Annotated in this window: 14 protein-coding genes; 6 read left to right on the forward strand and 8 right to left on the reverse strand. The window is 64.8% G+C overall.

Features of this window, described 5'->3' with window-relative positions:
* Positions 1–70: 70 nt before the first annotated feature.
* From pvrR to ACZ5BO_RS17115, 3 genes are all read right to left on the reverse strand, one after another.
* Positions 71–1,261, reverse strand: a complete 1,191-nt coding sequence (gene pvrR / locus ACZ5BO_RS17105; protein WP_025129056.1) for a response regulator cyclic di-GMP phosphodiesterase PvrR — start codon at positions 1,259–1,261, stop codon at positions 71–73.
* On the reverse strand, positions 1,248–4,085 hold the full coding sequence (locus ACZ5BO_RS17110; protein ID WP_025129055.1) for an ATP-binding protein: 2,838 nt from the start codon (positions 4,083–4,085) through the stop codon (positions 1,248–1,250). Before ACZ5BO_RS17110 ends, pvrR begins: the two co-directional genes overlap by 14 nt.
* 164 nt (positions 4,086–4,249) lie before the next feature.
* Positions 4,250–5,071, reverse strand: a complete 822-nt coding sequence (locus ACZ5BO_RS17115; protein ID WP_464695827.1) for an aldo/keto reductase — start codon at positions 5,069–5,071, stop codon at positions 4,250–4,252.
* 230 nt (positions 5,072–5,301) lie between these two features.
* On the opposite strand from ACZ5BO_RS17115, the gene ACZ5BO_RS17120 reads away from it, so the two are divergent.
* A complete protein-coding gene (locus ACZ5BO_RS17120; protein ID WP_025129053.1) occupies positions 5,302–5,517 on the forward strand; it encodes a TOBE domain-containing protein in 216 nt (71 codons plus the stop codon).
* A gap of 23 nt (positions 5,518–5,540) precedes the next feature.
* Here the strand turns inward: ACZ5BO_RS17120 and ACZ5BO_RS17125 are convergent, their stop codons facing one another.
* Positions 5,541–6,452, reverse strand: a complete 912-nt coding sequence (locus ACZ5BO_RS17125; protein WP_464695828.1) for a cupin domain-containing protein — start codon at positions 6,450–6,452, stop codon at positions 5,541–5,543.
* Between the two features lie 103 nt (positions 6,453–6,555).
* Here ACZ5BO_RS17125 and ACZ5BO_RS17130 point away from each other — a divergent pair, with 103 nt between their 5' ends.
* From ACZ5BO_RS17130 to ACZ5BO_RS17150, 5 genes are read left to right on the forward strand one after another with little or no spacing between them, the layout of a single operon-like run.
* Entirely contained in the window at positions 6,556–7,116 is a 561-nt protein-coding gene (locus ACZ5BO_RS17130; RefSeq protein WP_025129051.1) for a carboxymuconolactone decarboxylase family protein, read from the forward strand.
* 47 nt (positions 7,117–7,163) lie between these two features.
* Positions 7,164–8,234 (forward strand): acyl-CoA dehydrogenase family protein, encoded by a 1,071-nt coding sequence (locus ACZ5BO_RS17135; RefSeq protein ID WP_464695829.1) that lies wholly within the window; start codon positions 7,164–7,166, stop codon positions 8,232–8,234.
* Entirely contained in the window at positions 8,231–9,070 is an 840-nt protein-coding gene (locus tag ACZ5BO_RS17140) for an ABC transporter ATP-binding protein (protein WP_025129049.1), read from the forward strand. Before ACZ5BO_RS17135 ends, ACZ5BO_RS17140 begins: the two co-directional genes overlap by 4 nt.
* Positions 9,036–10,235, forward strand: a complete 1,200-nt coding sequence (locus ACZ5BO_RS17145) for an ABC transporter substrate-binding protein (RefSeq protein ID WP_025129048.1) — start codon at positions 9,036–9,038, stop codon at positions 10,233–10,235. Before ACZ5BO_RS17140 ends, ACZ5BO_RS17145 begins: the two co-directional genes overlap by 35 nt.
* Positions 10,235–10,999 (forward strand): ABC transporter permease, encoded by a 765-nt coding sequence (locus ACZ5BO_RS17150; protein ID WP_025129047.1) that lies wholly within the window; start codon positions 10,235–10,237, stop codon positions 10,997–10,999. The genes ACZ5BO_RS17145 and ACZ5BO_RS17150 overlap by 1 nt, the downstream gene beginning before the upstream one ends.
* Positions 11,000–11,369: 370 nt before the next feature.
* On the opposite strand, the gene ACZ5BO_RS17155 is transcribed toward ACZ5BO_RS17150, so the two are convergent.
* From ACZ5BO_RS17155 to ACZ5BO_RS17170, 4 genes are all read right to left on the reverse strand, one after another.
* Positions 11,370–12,164, reverse strand: coding sequence for an ABC transporter ATP-binding protein (locus ACZ5BO_RS17155; protein WP_464695830.1), 795 nt, complete (start codon positions 12,162–12,164; stop codon positions 11,370–11,372).
* 10 nt (positions 12,165–12,174) lie between these two features.
* Positions 12,175–12,936, reverse strand: coding sequence for an ABC transporter permease (locus ACZ5BO_RS17160; RefSeq protein WP_025129045.1), 762 nt, complete (start codon positions 12,934–12,936; stop codon positions 12,175–12,177).
* Positions 12,937–12,945: 9 nt separating this feature from the next.
* A complete protein-coding gene (locus ACZ5BO_RS17165; protein ID WP_025129044.1) occupies positions 12,946–13,713 on the reverse strand; it encodes an ABC transporter permease in 768 nt (255 codons plus the stop codon).
* A gap of 214 nt (positions 13,714–13,927) precedes the next feature.
* The gene (locus tag ACZ5BO_RS17170; protein ID WP_464695831.1) at positions 13,928–16,399 is read right to left on the reverse strand and encodes a TonB-dependent receptor plug domain-containing protein; all 2,472 of its coding nucleotides are present in this window, start codon (positions 16,397–16,399) and stop codon (positions 13,928–13,930) included.
* Positions 16,400–16,443: the final 44 nt, after the last annotated feature.

Consider the following 16,443-nt stretch of genomic DNA (forward strand, 5'->3'; position numbering starts at 1 on the left):
GATTCCTACCTCTGAAGCAAGGCCGTCAGCGATGAGTGACTGTTGCGCGGGTGAGCAATGGGTTCATCGGCTAATACATCGTTGCCGGTCCGTCTTGGGCCAGCAGTTGCTGAAACTGTTGCGAAGAGACCGCATGGGAGATCAGGAACCCCTGGACCTGGGTGCAGTCGATTTTCCTCAGCAGGGCGAGCTCCTGCGCGCTCTCCACCCCTTCGGCCACGACAGTCAGGCCCAACTGCCGGCCCAGCGCGATGATGCTGGTCAAGGCCTGGGTCATTTCTTCATTGTTGTGGCAGCCCTGGACCAGGCCGCGGTCGATCTTCAATTCAGTGAACGGAGTCGATACCAGGTTCATGTAGGAGCTGTAGCCCTTGCCGAAATCATCCTGGGACAGGCCGAAGCCCTTGATGCGCAGGCGGCAGGCGCCCGCATAGAAGTTGCTGATGTGTTCCGGGGTCGAGCACTCCATGAGTTCGAAGCAGATCTTGTTCGGTACGCCTTGGCGCTGGATCACGAAGTCGTGCAGGCGGTCGGCCAGATCCGGGCTGTTGAGCAGGTGGGTCGGCAGGTTGATGGACACCGGGATGTCATAGCCGTTGTCGCGCCAGCGCATCTGGGCGTCCAGGGCCTGCTGCAGGATCAGCCACAGCAGGTCTTCTTCCAGGCCCTCCACCGTGAGCTCGGGGAGAAAATCACAAGGCAGCAGCATGCCGTGTTGCGGATGCATCCAGCGCACCAATGCCTCGGCGGCGACGATGCGCCCATTGTTCAGGGCCTTCTTGGGCTGGAACCAGGCCTGGATCTGCCCGTTGCGCAGGGCATCCAGAAGGGTTTCACGGCTGCACTCCACGCCCAGGGCGGGCTTTTCAGCCGCGCTGAGAAGGCCGGGCAACTGGGCGGTGAGGCTGCGCAAGGCTGCCAGGTTCACCGGTTTGGATATCAGCCCGATCACCCGCAGCCCGAGGTTGCGCGCTACCAGGCTTGCCCCCATCAGCATGCGCCGGGACGAGGCGCTCATGATCGCCAGGGCCGGGCGGGCACGCTGGTCGGCCAGGCCCTGGATGAACTGCACGCCGTCCATGCCGGGCATCAGCAAGTCAGTCAGTACCAGATCGAAGTGCCGATGCTTGAGACGCTCCAGAGCTTCTGCGCCATTGCGCGCAACCTCCAGTTGATAGGGGCCCAGCTCGTTGAACAGGTGTTGCAGGTACATGTACTGAAACGGCTGATCTTCGACGATCAAAATGCTACAGGACTTCATGGGGAGCTCTTTCATAAGGCGCCAGATAGTTGAACAACGCTCTTAATGCAAAGGGCTTCACCAGGCAGTGGTTCATCCCGGCTGCAATACAGAGCTCTTCTTCTCCGCGCATTGCATTGGCCGTCGCCCCGATGATCGGGATCGAACAGCCCAGACGTCGAAGCTCCTTGGCCAGTTCATAGCCGTTGAGCTTCGGCATGTTCACATCCGTCAACACCACGTCGAATTGACCGCTTCTCCAGATGGCGAGGGCTTCTTCACCGTTCGAGGCCAGTTCCACGCTGCAGCCCAGTTCCTCCAGCTGGTCCTTGAGGATCAACTGGTTGATCACATTGTCCTCGGCCACCAGCACATGCAGGCTGAGCTTCTTCAACTCGCGGATATCCGGGTGTTCTTCACTCTGGGCCACCCATACACCCTGGGCCTGGCTGACGGCCTGATGGATCGCCCGCAGGTTGTTGGTGTTGACCTGCCAACTGCCGCCATGGATCCGCGGCTCGTTGTGACCGTCGCCACTGGCCAGCACCAGCGGGCCTTGCCAGTCGGGCTCCAGCCGGTGTTCCAGTGCCCCGGGGTGCAGCTCGATAAGGACATGGCCGCGGCAGCGATCCGACTGGGTGGGCAGGCTGAACTGAGCCCGGGCGCCCCAGCGGCGCAGCCAGCCGGCCACGGATTCGGCAAGCTCGCGCACCGGCGACACCACGTAGATCATCTCTGGCAGCAACGGGCTGATCATTGGCGTGCCCGGCATCGTCGAGGAGGCCTCCAGCGGCAGGGTCAAGGTAAAGCTGCTGCCCAGCCCGAGCTCGCTGACCATGCGCAGGTTGCCGTTCATCAACTGGGTCAGGCGCTGGCAGATCGGCAGGCCGAGGCCGGTGCCGGCGATGACGTTGGTATTGCCCTCGGTCTGGTAGAAGGGTTCGAAGATCAAGGCCTGATCGTCCTGGGCAATGCCGCGGCCGGTATCCGATACCTGCCAGAGGATGTTGCTGCGTTCGCCATCGCGGCTGTCGACCCTGACCCGCAGGACGATGCGCCCGGAGTCGGTGAACTTGACCGCATTGTTCAAGAGGTTGCTGAGGATCTGGCGGATCCGCGTGACATCACCCAGAAGCACTTCCGGCAATTGCGGTTCGATGCAGGCATAGAACTGCAGGCCCTTGGCCTGGGCTGCGGCGGCGTAGCCCTGAATGATCTCGTGGACCAGGTCCAGGGAGGAGAACTCGCTGAGTTCCAGGGCCAGTTGCCCGGCTTCGATCTTGGACACGTCGAGCACGTCGCAGATCAGTTGCAGCAGGGTCCCGGACGATCCTTCGATGGCCCGCAGGTAGTCTTTCTGCTGGTTGTCCAGATGGGTCCGCGAGAGCAGTTCCAGGGTGCCGAGCACACCGTACAGCGGGGTGCGGATTTCGTGGCTCATGGTGGCCAGAAACAGGGTCTTGGCTTCATTGGCGGTGTCGGCCAGGCGCTTGGCTTCCTCCAGCGCCGCCTCGATCTGCTTGCGTGCGCTGATGTCGCTGAAGGCACAGAACAGCACATCCTCGCCCTTGTAGCGGGTGGGAGCCGAGCTGAGGTAGAGGTGGCGCCCGTCAGCAGTCTCGAAGTAGTCCGAACTGTTGGGGCGGCTGGGGTTGAAGGCCTGTTCGATCCAGCCGGCACACAGTTGGTCGCGTTCGCTGCCATTGCCCAGCCACTGCTGGGACAGAGTGTTTTCCAGCACCACCCGGCCATCGCTGCGACGCAATACGCACAGGGCTACCGGGGCGATCTGGATCACGTCGCGGCTGAAGGCTTCGCTTTCGATCAGGGCCTGGATCCGGTGCAGCGCCGGACTGATCAGGCGCACTTCGATCCAATGCGTGAGCAGGCTGATCAAGCCCATGCCCAGCAGGCTGATGAGCAAGGCCGCAAGTATTTGCGGCCAGAGACTCTTGAGCAGGTTGTGCAGATCGAAGGAGTACACCAGTTGCCAATCCGATGACCCCAGCTGCTTGCGTATCACCAGGTGGTCCGGCCACCAGCGACCGCCAAGAAAACCGAAGAAGCTGCCTCCCTGGACCCGTTGCACGTCCGCGCTCAATCGGGCACTGGGGGTGGTGCTGAAAATTAATCCGCCCTGGGAATTGAACATCATGAAGTCCCCGGCGCTCTGGTCGCTGAGGGCGGTGGAGACGCTCTGGCCGTCCATTTCCAGGCCCAGCCAGCCGGAGTTGGGGAAACGTTCGTCGAGGCGGGTGAATATGTACAGGTGGGCGGCACCGGCGGAGTGGTCCATCAACCACAACTCTTCGCCGGGCGGCACGTCGTCGAGGTCCAGCTCGCTCAGCTTGTTGAGCAGCATCTTGGGGAAATAGGCCGATTCCGGTTGTGTCCTGAACAGGCGTTGCACCTGGGGCGGGTCGCCGTCGCGGACATAGAGCAGGTTCAGTTGTTTGTTCTGCAGGTAGTCGCGCATGCGCTGGGTCAGCCAGACACTCCACTGGTTTTCATTCGGGGCGCCCAGTTGCAGGTGGATTTCCTCATTCGGATCGGATTCGGAGTCTGCGTTGCTATCGTCCCCTCGAGAGCGATGCACGGCCGAAAGACTCAGGCTTTCCAGCAGCGCCTCGCGGCTGGTGAAGAAGGTCTGGGCTTCGGCGATGGCGCTGCTCATGTAGCTGCGCCGTTGTGACAATTCGTTGTTGAAACTGGTGCGCAGGAAGTTGTAAACGGCGCCTAGCAGGCCAATCAAAAGAATCAGCGCCACGACACGAAGCAGCCGACGGGCTGCTTCAGGACTGGAAAAAAGAGGATTGATCTGATGCAGGTAGCTTTTTAATCTCATCCGCCCACTGTAATTGGGGGGCATGCCAAGCAGGGATCAGACGATTCTTAAATCACTAGGTACAAAGTAGCATTGTTGTTTTTGGGCTCTAAACTAGGGCTTTTTGAGCGTTTTAAACGACAACGGTTCTCAAGAATCGATTGTCTTGTCAGGTCGCTGCCGGTTCAGACCATTTCCAGACGCTGCTTGCGCCGCGGGGCAGGGAAGGCTTGATCCAGGGCCTGCAGGTCCTCCGGTGCCAGCTGTAAATCCGCCGCCTGGGCATTGAGGCGAATGTGGGCCGGACGTACCGCCTTGGGAATCACCAACACACCCTCCTGGCGCAGCAGCCAGGCCAGGGCCACCTGGGCCGTGTCGACCCCGTGGCGCTGGGCGACCTGCTGCAGCGCCGGCTCGGCCAGCAACGCGCCGCCCTGGCCGATCGGGCAGTAGGCCATGAGTGGCATGTGCCGCTGCTGGCAGGCCGGCAGCAGGTCGAACTCGACCCCACGGGACTCGAGGTTATACAGCACCTGATTGGTGGCGCAGGCGCTTGAATCGAGCTCGTCCAGGTCGGCCACATCGAAGTTGGAGACACCCCAGCGGCGGATCTTGCCGGCTTCGCGCAGGCGTTCGAAGGCCTCGACGGTTTCCGTCAGCGGGTATTGGCCACGCCAGTGCAGCAGGTACAGGTCGATGACCTCGGTGCCCAGGCGTTTCAAGCTGCGCTCACAGGCCAGGGGCAAGCCTTTGAGGCTGGCGTTGTGGGGATAGGCCTTGCTCACCAGGAACACCTCGTCGCGGCGTCCGGCAATGGCCTGGCCGACCACTTCTTCGGCGCCGCCCTCACCGTACATCTCCGCGGTGTCGATCAGGGTCATGCCCAGGTCGATACCCGTGCGCAGCGCGGCGACTTCCTGATCCCGCTGCTGCCGACCCTCACCCATTCGCCATGTGCCCTGGCCAATGACCGGAACCTGTGTGTCGGCGAGTTGCAACATGCGCATGGCTACCTCCTGGTAGGTGTCGAATGGCGTCAGTGAGGGGCACAGGGAAGCAAAGCCGTCAGCAGGGGTCAAGGCCCTGGGGGGGCGAGGGCGGCAAGGGGGGGGAAATCATATATTCGATAAAGGAATAAAATACTAATTATTTATTCCTTTAAAGACTTTTTCCAAGGGTGCATGTTAACCACCAGCCGCTCAACTCCTGATTCCGGCCCTTGCGAAGGATTTTTCCCATGACTATTCAAGCCATCAACGTGCGCAACCAGTTCAAAGGTGTGATCAAGCAGATCCACGAAGGCCAGGTGGTCTCGGAAATCGACGTACAGACCGCCTCGGGTATCGTCACCTCGGTAATCACCACCCGCTCGGTACGGGACCTCGAACTGAAGATCGGCAGTGAGGTGATTGCCTTCGTCAAATCCACGGAAGTGTCCATCGCCAAGCTCTGAGACCGTCCTCACTGACCCAGGGCTCAGCGCCCTTCATGCTGCTTGCGGTAGGCCCCCGGTTGCAGTCCCACGGCCTTGGTGAAGGCTCGGGTGAACGCCGCGATGGACTGATACCCCACGGCGGCGGCTGCTTGCTCCACCGTCTGGTTGGCCTTGAGCAACTGGCAGGCATGGCGCATGCGCAGGGCCAGCAGCACCTGGCCGGGGGATTGTCCGGCCAATTCGTTGAACCGCTTGAAGAATGCCGAACGCGAGAGCCCGGTGCAGGCTGCCATGCTTTCCAGCGGCCAGGGCTGGCCGGGGTGCTGGATCAATTGTTCCAGCAGGGGCGCGAACCCCGGGTGGCGGGCCAGGGCCACCAGCCCGCCGAGGTCTTGGTTGGTGCTGACCTGCTGGCGCAGCACGTACAGGAACAGCAAGTGGCTGAGGCGCTCCAGCAGGGCCGAAGACGGCGCGGGAGTGCGTTGGCATTCCTCGAGAATCAGCTGGAACAGTGCCCGGGCGGCACTCAGGGACGGATCGCCGGCCCGCAGGATCAGCCAGCCCGGCAGGCCATCGATGATCAGCGACGATAGCCCGGACTTGAAGTGAAAGAAGCCGCAAACCAGCCCGACACCGTCCTGGGCCTGGGGATCAAGGGCGGTCATGGCCTGGCGTGGCAGCTGGCGCGCCAGGTCCGGTTGTTCGGCGCCGGACAATCGGTAGGGCAGATCCTGCAGCAGGAACACCGCATCCCCGCTATCGAGGCGCAAGGCTTCAGGCTGGCCGTCGATGTGCAGCCAGCAATGGCCCTGCACGATCAGGTGGAAGCTGGCCCGGGCCAGGCCCTGGGTGCTGGCGTGCCAGCCACCGCAGTAGCGTCCGACGTGAAACAGGCTGGCGTCGAGTTCCAGGCCTTCTAATAACCAATCAACCAGTGGGCTTGATGAAATCATCTAAGGGAAACACTCAGGAGCAAGTAATAGCTACTTTAGAATATGGATCGAATTTCTTATAACCAACAGACTTGGCGCACACCCCACAGCAGGAGTCCACTCCATGTCCCGCGTCACTCTACACACCTTGAACAGCGCCCCCGAAGCCGCTCGACCCTTTCTTGAGAACGCGCTGAAGAATTCCGGATTCATCCCCAATCTGCTGGGCATCCTGGCCAATGCGCCGGCGGCCCTGGAAACCTATGTCACGGTCTCGGCGCTCAACGGCAAGGCCGAGCTGAGCCTGGCCGAACGTGAAGTAGTGCAGTTGATTGCCGCCACCACCCATGGCTGCGATTTCTGTGTCGCAGGTCATACCTCGGTGGCCCTGAACAAGGCCAAACTCTCCGACCCGGTGGTCAGTGCCCTGCGTGAGCAGAGCACCTTGCCCGAAGCCCGGCTGGAAGCCCTGGCCGCCTTCGCCCGTGAAGTGATCGCCACCCGGGGCAAGGTCAGCGACGCAGGCTATGCCGAGTTCAAGGCCGCAGGATACAGCGAAGGCAATGCCCTGGAAGTGATCCTGGGCATCAGCCTGGCGACCCTGTGCAACTTTGCCAACGTGTTCGCCGGCACCGAACTGAACCCCGAACTGGCCAAGTATCGCTGGTCCGTGCAAGGTCAATGAATCAGCACGCCGGTGATTGACCGGCGTCCCCTTCAAGGAGAAAACCCATGCTCGATGCGCAATTGAGTGAATGGCTGGATGCCCAGGCCCAGGCCCTCGACCAGGGCCACTGCGACCCCCAGGAAGTGTTGGCGCGCCTGGCCGACGCCGGTGTGCTGCGGGTCGGCATCAGCCAGGCCCAGGGCGGCAGCGGCGGTGAACTGACCGATGCCCTGGAAGTGATGGCCGCCGTCGCCAGCCACTCCCTGGCCGCGGCCTTTGTCTTCTGGGGCCAGCGCGCCTTTGTCGAATACCTGCTGCACAGCCCCAATGCGGCGCTGCGCGAGCGCCTGTTGCCGTCGCTGCTCAACGGCGAGCTGGCAGGGGCCACCGGGCTGTCCAACGCCATGAAGTACCTGTCGGGGATCGAGGCCTTGCAGGTCCGGGCGCAGGACCAGGACCACGGCTGGAGCCTGAGCGGGCGCCTGCACTGGGTCACCAACCTGCGCAAGAGCGGCTTCGTGGTGGCCGCGGCCATCGAGCACGAGGAGGGCGGTGCGCCCTTTATCCTGGCGATTCCCGATGCCCTGGCCGGGTTGCAGCGCTCCGACGACCTGCAACTGATGGGGTTGCAGTCGAGCAACACCGCGGCCCTGGACCTGGATCAGGTGCAAGTGCCGCGGGAGTGGTTGCTGCACGAGGACGCCCGGGTGTTCCTGCCGGCGGTGCGCCCGGCCTTTCTCGGCCTGCAATGTTCGCTGGCCATCGGCCTGGCGCGTCGCGCCCTGGTTGAGGCGGGGCGTCACATCGAAGGCGCCCGTTCATTTCTGCTGCCGGCCTTGCAGGACCAGCGCGAGCAGTTGGAGCAGACCATCAGCGAACTCAAGAGCGGCCTGCTCGACGGCCGTTTCCTGGCTCAGCCGGCGGCGCTGTTCCGGGTGCGCATCGCCCTGGCCGAGGCCACCGCCAATGCGCTGCAACTGGAGCTGCAGGCCAGCGGCGGCAAGGCGTACCTGGACGAATACGGCAGTGGTTTCGCCCGGCGCTGGCGTGAATCGGCGTTCGTGCCGATCGTCACCCCGAGCCTGGTGCAACTGCGTGCCGAACTGCAGCGCCAGGCACGGAACGCAGCCGCATGAGTGCGCTGCTCAACGCCCAGGGGATCAGCCTGGGGTATGCCGCGCAGGGCGGCTGGCACAGGGTGCTGGAGGGCTTCGACCTGCAACTGCAAGCCGGCGAAGTGGTATCGATCCTCGGCCCCAGCGGGGTCGGCAAGTCCAGCCTGCTGCGGGTCCTGGCCGGCCTGCAGCAGGCCCACCAGGGGACAGTGAGCCTGTTGGGGGAGCCGATCACCGCGCCCCACCCGCGGGTCGCCGTGGCGTTTCAGGACCCGAGCCTGCTGCCCTGGCTGAACCTTGAGCACAATGTGGCGTTCGGCCTGGACTTCGCCCGCCAGCCCCGGCTCAGTGCACCGGAGCGCCAGCAACGGATTGATCACGCGATCGCCGCGGTGGGCCTGGCGCCGGCGCGCCAGCGCTACCCGGCGCAGCTCTCCGGTGGCATGGCGCAACGTACCGCGCTGGCCCGTTGCCTGGCCCGCCAGCCTCAGGTGCTGCTGCTCGATGAGCCGTTCGGCGCCCTGGACGAGGTGACCCGGGCCGACATGCAGCAACTGCTGCTCAAGGTGATTGGCGAGCACCAGACCGCCGCCTTGCTGATCACCCACGACATTGACGAAGCCCTGCTGCTGTCCGATCGGGTCCTGCTACTGGGTGACAGCCCGGCGCGTACCCTCGGCCAGTGGCGCATCGACCTGCCGGCGCCGCGTGCCGAACGGATCGAGGAACTGGGCGCCCTGCGTATCGAGATTCTCAAAACCCTTCGGCGGGCGAGCCGCAACCCCCTTCATTCCCCTTTGCCTGCATCGTCGGAGATTGACCATGTGCCTGGACGACTTCACCCACACCCGTCGTGACTTCCTCAAACTCAGCGCGCTGCTGACCGCCGGCGGCGCCTTGCCGCTGCTCAGCAGCCTGCAAGCCCGCGCCGCCCAGGAGCCGGATGCACCGGTGCGCATCGGCTACCTGCCGATCACCGATGCCACGCCACTGCTGGTGGCCCACAACAATGGCCTGTTCGAGGCCGAAGGCATCAAGGCCGAGCGCCCGGTGCTGCTGCGCAGCTGGGCCCAGGTGATCGAGGCGTTCATCTCCGGGCAGGTCAACGTGATTCACCTGCTGTCGCCGATGACCGTCTGGGCCCGTTACGGCAGCCGGGTGCCGGCCAAGGTGGTGGCCTGGAACCACGTCGGCGGCTCGGGCCTGACCGTGGCCCCGGGGATCACCGAGGTCAAGCAACTGGCCGGGCAGTCGGTGGCGATTCCGTTCTGGTACTCGATCCACAACGTGGTGGTGCAGCAACTGTTCCGCGACCACGGCCTGGTGCCGGTGAGCAAGGCCGCCGGCAGCACCCTGGGGGCCAACGAGGTCAACCTGCTGGTGCTGCCGCCGTCGGACATGCCACCGGCTCTGGCCAGCAAGCGGATTGCCGGCTACATCGTCGCCGAACCCTTCAATGCCCTGGCCGAGGAACTCAAGGTCGGCCGGGTGCAGCGCTTTACCGGGGATGTCTGGCGCAACCACGCCTGCTGCGTGGTGTTCATGCACGAACATGACCTGAACAACCGTCCCGAATGGTCGCAGAAGGTGGTCAACGCCATCGTCAAGGCTCAGTTGTGGACCCGCGACCACCGCGCCGAGGCCGCGCAACTGCTGTCCAAGGACGGCGCCAACCGCTACACGCCTCATGCGCCCCAGGTGCTCAACCGGGTGCTGGCGCCGGCGGCGGCCGACCGCGAGGCCTACCTGGCCAGCGGCGCGATCCAGCACAGCCACTGGGATGAGCAGCGCATCGACTTCCAGCCCTATCCGTTTCCCAGCTACACCGAAGAGTTGGTCAAGCGCCTCAAGGACACCCTGATCGAGGGCGACAAGGGCTTTCTCGCCGGCCTCGATCCGGCCCACACCGCCAAGGACCTGGTGGACGAGCGCTTCGTGCGCAACGCCATCGCCGCGGTGGGCGGGCTCAAGGCCTTCGGCCTGGCGGACAGCTTCGAACGCAGCGAGGAGTTCGGTCTTTGATGGGCAAGCAACCTTCCTCCCTGAGCCACTGGGTCCTGGGCCTTGCCGGGCTGTTGAGCCTGCTGCTGGGCTGGTGGCTGGGGGTGCACCTGCTGGGTGACGGCAATGGCCTGGCGGCGCGTTTCTCCCCCGAGGCAACCTTCGCCAGCCTGCTGGAACTGCTGGGGCGCGGCGAGCTGTATGAGCATGTGCTGGTAAGCCTCAAGCGCATCCTCGTGGGGCTGCTCCTGGCCCTGCTGATCGGCGTGCCCCTGGGCCTGCTGGTGGGCAGCTACCGGCACCTGGAGGCGGCCACCACCCCGGCGTTCCAGTTTCTGCGGATGATCTCGCCGCTGTCCTGGATGCCAGTGGTGGTGATGCTCATGGGGGTCGGGGACCAGCCGATCTACTTCCTCCTGGCGTTTGCCGCGCTGTGGCCGATCCTGCTCAACACCGCGGCTGGCGTACGCCAACTGGACCCACGCTGGCTGCAACTCAGCCGCAGCCTCAGCGCCACCCGCTGGGAAACCCTGCGCAAGGTGATCCTGCCCGGCGTGGTGGGGCACGTCCTGACCGGGGTGCGACTGTCCATCGGCATCCTGTGGATCGTCCTGGTGCCTTGCGAAATGCTTGGTGTCAGCGCCGGCCTGGGCTACTTCATTCTTGATACCCGAGACCGCCTGGCCTACTCGGAACTGATGGCCATGGTGCTGCTGATTGGCGTCCTTGGATTCGCCCTCGACGCCTGCGCCCGGGCCCTGCACCGACGCTGGTCCCACGCCTGAGCCCCATATTGCCGGCGCCACCCCGGCTCCCCTTGTAGGAGCCGGCTTGCCGGCGAAGAGGCCCGTGAGCCCTGCATCGCCCCGGCCGACGCCTTCGCTGGCAAGCCAGCTCCTACAGCCCCAGCGCAATCGCCGCAGTACCTGTGTAGGAGCCGGCTTGCCGGCGAAGAGGCCCGTGAGCCCTGCATCGCCGGTGCCGGCGCCTTCGCTGGCAAGCCAGCTCCTACGGCCCCAGCGCAATCGCGGCACTACCTGTGTAGGAGCCGGCTTGCCGGCGAAGAGGCCCGCAAGCCTTGCATCGCCGGTGCCGACGCCTTCGCTGGCAAGCCAGCTCCTACGGCCCCCACGTATTCGCGGTGCGCCCCGACAATCAATGCCCGACCAATTCCTCCAGCAGCTGCTCCTTGTAGCCCTGCAACACCGGGGAGCTGCGGTCCCGCGGATGGGGCAGGTCGACTCGAATCTCATGTTTGATCCGCCCGGGATGGGCGTCCATCACGATCACCCGGTCCCCCAGGTACAGCGCTTCTTCAATGTCATGGGTGACCATGATCACCGTGCAGCGCTGCTGCACCCAGATGCGTTGCAGCTCATGCTGCAAACGCACCCGGGTCAGGGCGTCCAGCGCCCCCAGGGGCTCATCCAGCAACAGCACCTTGGGCTGGTTGATCAGCGCCCGGGCAATCGCTCCCCGTTGCGCCATGCCGCCGGACAGTTGATGGGGATAGGCCTGCTCGAAACCCTGCAGGTTGACCAGGGCAATATGCTCGGCCACCCGCTGCTGTTTTTCCGCTTCGGACAGGGGGTGGTTCTTCAGCGCCAGGGCAATGTTCTGGGTCAGGGTCATCCAGGGAAACAGCCGATGGTCCTGGAACACAATGCCGCGTTCCAGGCTGGTGCCGGTCACCGGCTTGCCATCCAGCAGCATCTGGCCCTGGTAGTCGCCTTCCAGGCCGACGATCAGCCGCAGCAGGGTGGATTTGCCGCAGCCGCTGGCGCCGACAATGCTGATGAACTCGCCGGGTCGCACGTCAAGGTCGATGCCTTGCAGCACCGGCAGGGACTGGCCCTGGATCTGGTAGCGCTTGCTCAAGCCGCGGATTTCAAGGGCGCCGGACTGTTGCTGCTGGCGATGGAGTGGGGCGTGTTGGGCGATTGCATTCATGGGAGGGGCCTTAACGGGTTGGCCGCCAGCGCAGCAGGCGGCGGCTCAGAAGGGTCAGCAGCAGGGTCATCAGGTAGCCGCACAGGCCGATGCACAGCACACAGAGCACGATCACCTCCATGCGCGAGCCGGCCTCGGCATTCATCATCAGGTTGCCCAGGCCGGCACCGGAGGACAGGAACAGCTCGCTGCCCACCGCCGTGACCCAGGCAAAGGCCAGGGCCTGCAGCAGGCCGGTGGCAATGCTCGGCAGCGCCGCCGGCAGCAGGATGTGCCGCAACCGTTGCCAGGGCCCCAGCACCAGCACCTGGCCGACCTCGCGGTAGCGCGTCTCCAGCTGGCTGAAACCCTGGTAGGTGTTGAGCACCATGGGGTAGAAGGCCGCCAGGCTGACGATCAGCATCTTGGAGAACTCGCCGTTGCCGAACCACATGGCAATCAGCGGAATCCAGCCGAGCATCGGCACCTGGCGGATGGCATGGAACAACGGGCCGATCAGGCGGTTGGCCAGGGCCGACTGGGCCATCAGCGCCCCCAGCACCACCCCGGCCAGGGCGCCCAGCAGCAGGCCGCCACTGGCCCGCCCCAGGCTGGCCAGCAGGTTGACTAGCAGCTCGCCGTTGCCCAGCAGCTCCAGCAGGGCACTGGCGATGGTGGACAGCGGCACGAAGGCATAGGCCCCGGCGGCGTCCTGGCGCGACAGGTATTCCCAGCCGCCGATCAGCAGCAGGGGTAGCAACAGACCGCGAAGCCGGGTCAGTAAAAATGTCATGGGAAGCTCCTAGCGGGTTTGCCAGCGCAGCACGCGCCGCTCCAGGCGGCGCAAGGAAAAGTCCAGGGCAAAGCCGATCACCCCAGTGACCACTATCCCCACCATCACCACATCGATGCGCAGCATCTGCCGGGCCATCTCGATCATCTGCCCCAGGCCGCTGTCGGCGGCCAGCAGCTCGGTGGCCACCAGCACCACCCAGCAGCGGGTCAGGCCGATGCGCAGCCCGGTGATGATCGGCGGCGCGGCGGCGGGCAGGGCGATGTTCCACACCAGGGTTGGCCAGCGCAGACGGTAAACGTCGGCCACCTCGAAGTAACTGCGGGGAATGGCCTTGACCCCCTCGCTGGCGGCCAGGGCCACCGGAAAGAACGCGGTCTTGGCGACGATGACGATCTTGAAGGTTTCATCGATGCCCAACAGCAGCACGAACAGCGGGATCAGGGCAATGCTGGGGACCTGCCGCAGGGTATGGAACAGCGGCGCGCAGTAGGCCTCGACGCTTTTCGACAGGGCCATCAACACCCCGAACACCAGACCGCCGAGGGCCCCCAGGGCAAAGCCCAGGCCCAGGCGCGACAGACTGTTGTGCAAGTGCTCCAGCAGCTCGCCGCTGGCCAGCAGGGTTTCGAAGGTTTGCAGCACCTGGGCTGGGGGCACCAGCAGATTGCGCGGAAAGATCCCGGCGTCGGCCACCAGGGTCCAGAGCAGCAACAGGGCCAGGGGCGAGATCAGCCAGGTCAGGGAAGTGAGGATGCAGCGCAAGGAATGAGCCATGGCGGTTCTTATATCGGCGAAGTACCCGCTGCCTATCGCAAGACCTGTGCCATCCCACCCTTGTAGGAGCTGGCTTGCCAGCGAAGGCGTCCGTCCAGGCGCTGCAAGGCTCAAGGTCCCCTTCGCCGGCAAGCCGGCTCCTACGGGAGGAGCGCCGCTGGTGCCTGGGCAGCAGTCACTGCTGCCAGGGCAACACCCCGGCAGCAGTCCGGCATCAGAAGTCGTAACTGAGGCTGGTGTAGTAGAACGCGCCCTGGGCGCCCTCGGGGCTGGTGATGGAGTATTTCGGCACGCCATACAATTGCGCCCCGGATGCCTTGTCCGGGTGGGTATCGAACAGGTTGATGGCGCCCACGGACAGTTTCAGCGCCTTGTCGAAGCGGTAGGAAATGTCCAGGTCGGTCACCCACTGCGCGCTGTAGGTCTGGTCCAGGGTCGGGTTGCTGGCATTGAGGCTTTTCCATTGCCCGTAGCGGCGCTGGGCCAGGGTCAGGCCCCAGCTGTCGTACAGCCAGTTGGCGCTCAGGGTCAGCTTGTTCTTCGGCGTGCCGTCCTCGATCAGGCCCTGGGTGGTACGGCCGACAATCTGCGAGCCGGCGATATTGCCCACGTCCCGCAGGGCGGTGATCCGGATGTTGTTCTGGCTGTAGCCGCTGGACAGGTTCAGGCGCCCCCATTGCTGCAGGTCCAGCTGGTAGTTGCCGGTCAGCTCGACGCCGTCGGTGCGGGTGTCGGCGACATTGGTGTAGAACGCCGCGCTCTGGATGTTGGCGTACGGGGTGCCGGCAAAGATCGGCGTGACCACCGCGGCCGGCAATTGGTCGGACAGGGTGATGCGGTTGTCGATGTTGATCCGGTACGCATCCAGGGTCACCGAGGCGTTGGCCAGCGGGCGCCAGACCAGGCCCAGGGAGTAGTTGGTGGACTCTTCGGGTTTCAGTGCCTTGCCCCCCAGCAGCTTGGCCTCCGGGCTGTCGGCGCGCAGGGTGCGTTGCTGCACCTCGACGTAGTTGCCGCTGCCCGGCGGCTGTTCCACCACCTGCACGCTGAACGACGACAGCCCGCTTTGCACCAGGGACGGCGCCCGGTAGCCGGTGCTGGCGGTGGCCCGGGCGGCGAGTTGCGGGGTGAAGTCGTAGCGCAGCGACAGCTTGCCGTTGGTGGTGTCGCCAAAATCCGAATAGTGCTCGGTACGCACCGCGACCCCGGCCTGGAACTTCTCGGTGATCTGTCCTTCAACGTCGATGTAGGCGCCCCAGACCTTGCGCTCAAGGGATGCGGCGTCGACCTGGGTGATGCCCGAGTAGTAGCCGGGAATGCGCCGGCCGGTGACCGGGTCGGCGGTATTGAACAGCGGCCCGTTCTGCCAGCCCGCGGCTTCGCCGGCACTGAGCTCATAGTTCTCCTGGCGCCAGGCCAGGCCCGCCGACAGGGTCAGGGGCTTGAACAGCAGCTCGGTGGGAAAGTCCCGCACCCAGTCCAGGGTCAGGTTGGTCTGGTCGGCCTCGCGCTTGCCGGTGTAGATCTTCGCCGGGCTGGCGTCGCCCCAGCTGGGGTTGATGGCGTTGCGGTCGGTGGACTTGAGGCTGTTGTCGCCATGGTTCAGGGCCAGGTCGAACTTGCCCAGGCGCTCGTCCTCATAGCGCAGGCCGCCGGTCAGGGCGTAGTCCTCCAGCGCGTAGCGGGTGATCGGCAGGCGGCCGTCGGGGTAGCGTTGCAGGGCGTCGCTGCCGTAGTTGTTGCGCAAGGTGGTGGGCGGGTCGAAGAAGCCTTCGGCATCGGTGTTCTTGTGGGAGTAGGTGGCAAAGCCGTAGGCGGTCAGCCCTTCGCTCAGGCCGAACTCGCTGTTGGCGGCGAAGTTGTACTGGTCCGAGACATTGCCCGAGCCCCAGCGCCAGGTGCGGTAGCGGTTGTTCTGTTCCCGGGGAGTGCTGGTGCTGGTGGAGCCGGGGTAGAAAATCCGGTTGTCGGGGTTGGTGTCACTGGCCGGGTCCTGGCTGCCGGCGTCGAAGCTCAGGGTCAGGAAGCCGTCGTTGGGCAGGCTGAAACCCTTCCAGCCGCTGAGCTTGCGCTGCAGGCCGTCGCCCTTGTCGTAGCCACCGAAGCGATAGCCGAGGCTGCCGCCTTCGTCCTTTTCCTTGAGCACGATATTGATCACCCCGGCGATGGCGTCGGAGCCGTATTGCGCCGCCGCGCCGTCGCGCAGGATTTCCACCCGCTCGATGGCGCTCAGGGGGATCAGGCTCAGGTCCACGGCCGCCGCGCCGCGGCCGTTGACCAGGCTCTGGCGGGTGACGTTGGCGCTGGTATGGCGGCGCTTGCCGTTGACCAGCACCAGCACCTGGTCCGAGGCCAGCCCACGCAGGGACGCACCCTGGGCGATGGAACCGGAGAAGGCGCCCTGGGGCGACTGCGGGTAGCTGAAGGACGGCGACAGGGCGGTGAGGGCGCCGGACAGGTCGCTGGCCCCGGTCTGCTGCAACTGCGTGGCGGACAGCACGTCCACCGGCGCGGCGCTTTCCAGGGCGGTGACATCACTGCGCCGGGTGCCCAGCACCACCACGGTGTCCAGGTGATCGGCGCTGGCGCCGGGGGCATTGCTTGAGGCTTGGGCAGCGAACGCGGGCACGGCAAGGCTGCCGACGACCAGCGCCACGGCGCCGGCCAACGGATGACGATGGAACATGCTTGGATTCCTTCTGAAATGGATGGCCCCAACCGGCCCATGGG

It is taken from the genome of Pseudomonas sp. FFPRI_1, from assembly GCF_055384485.1.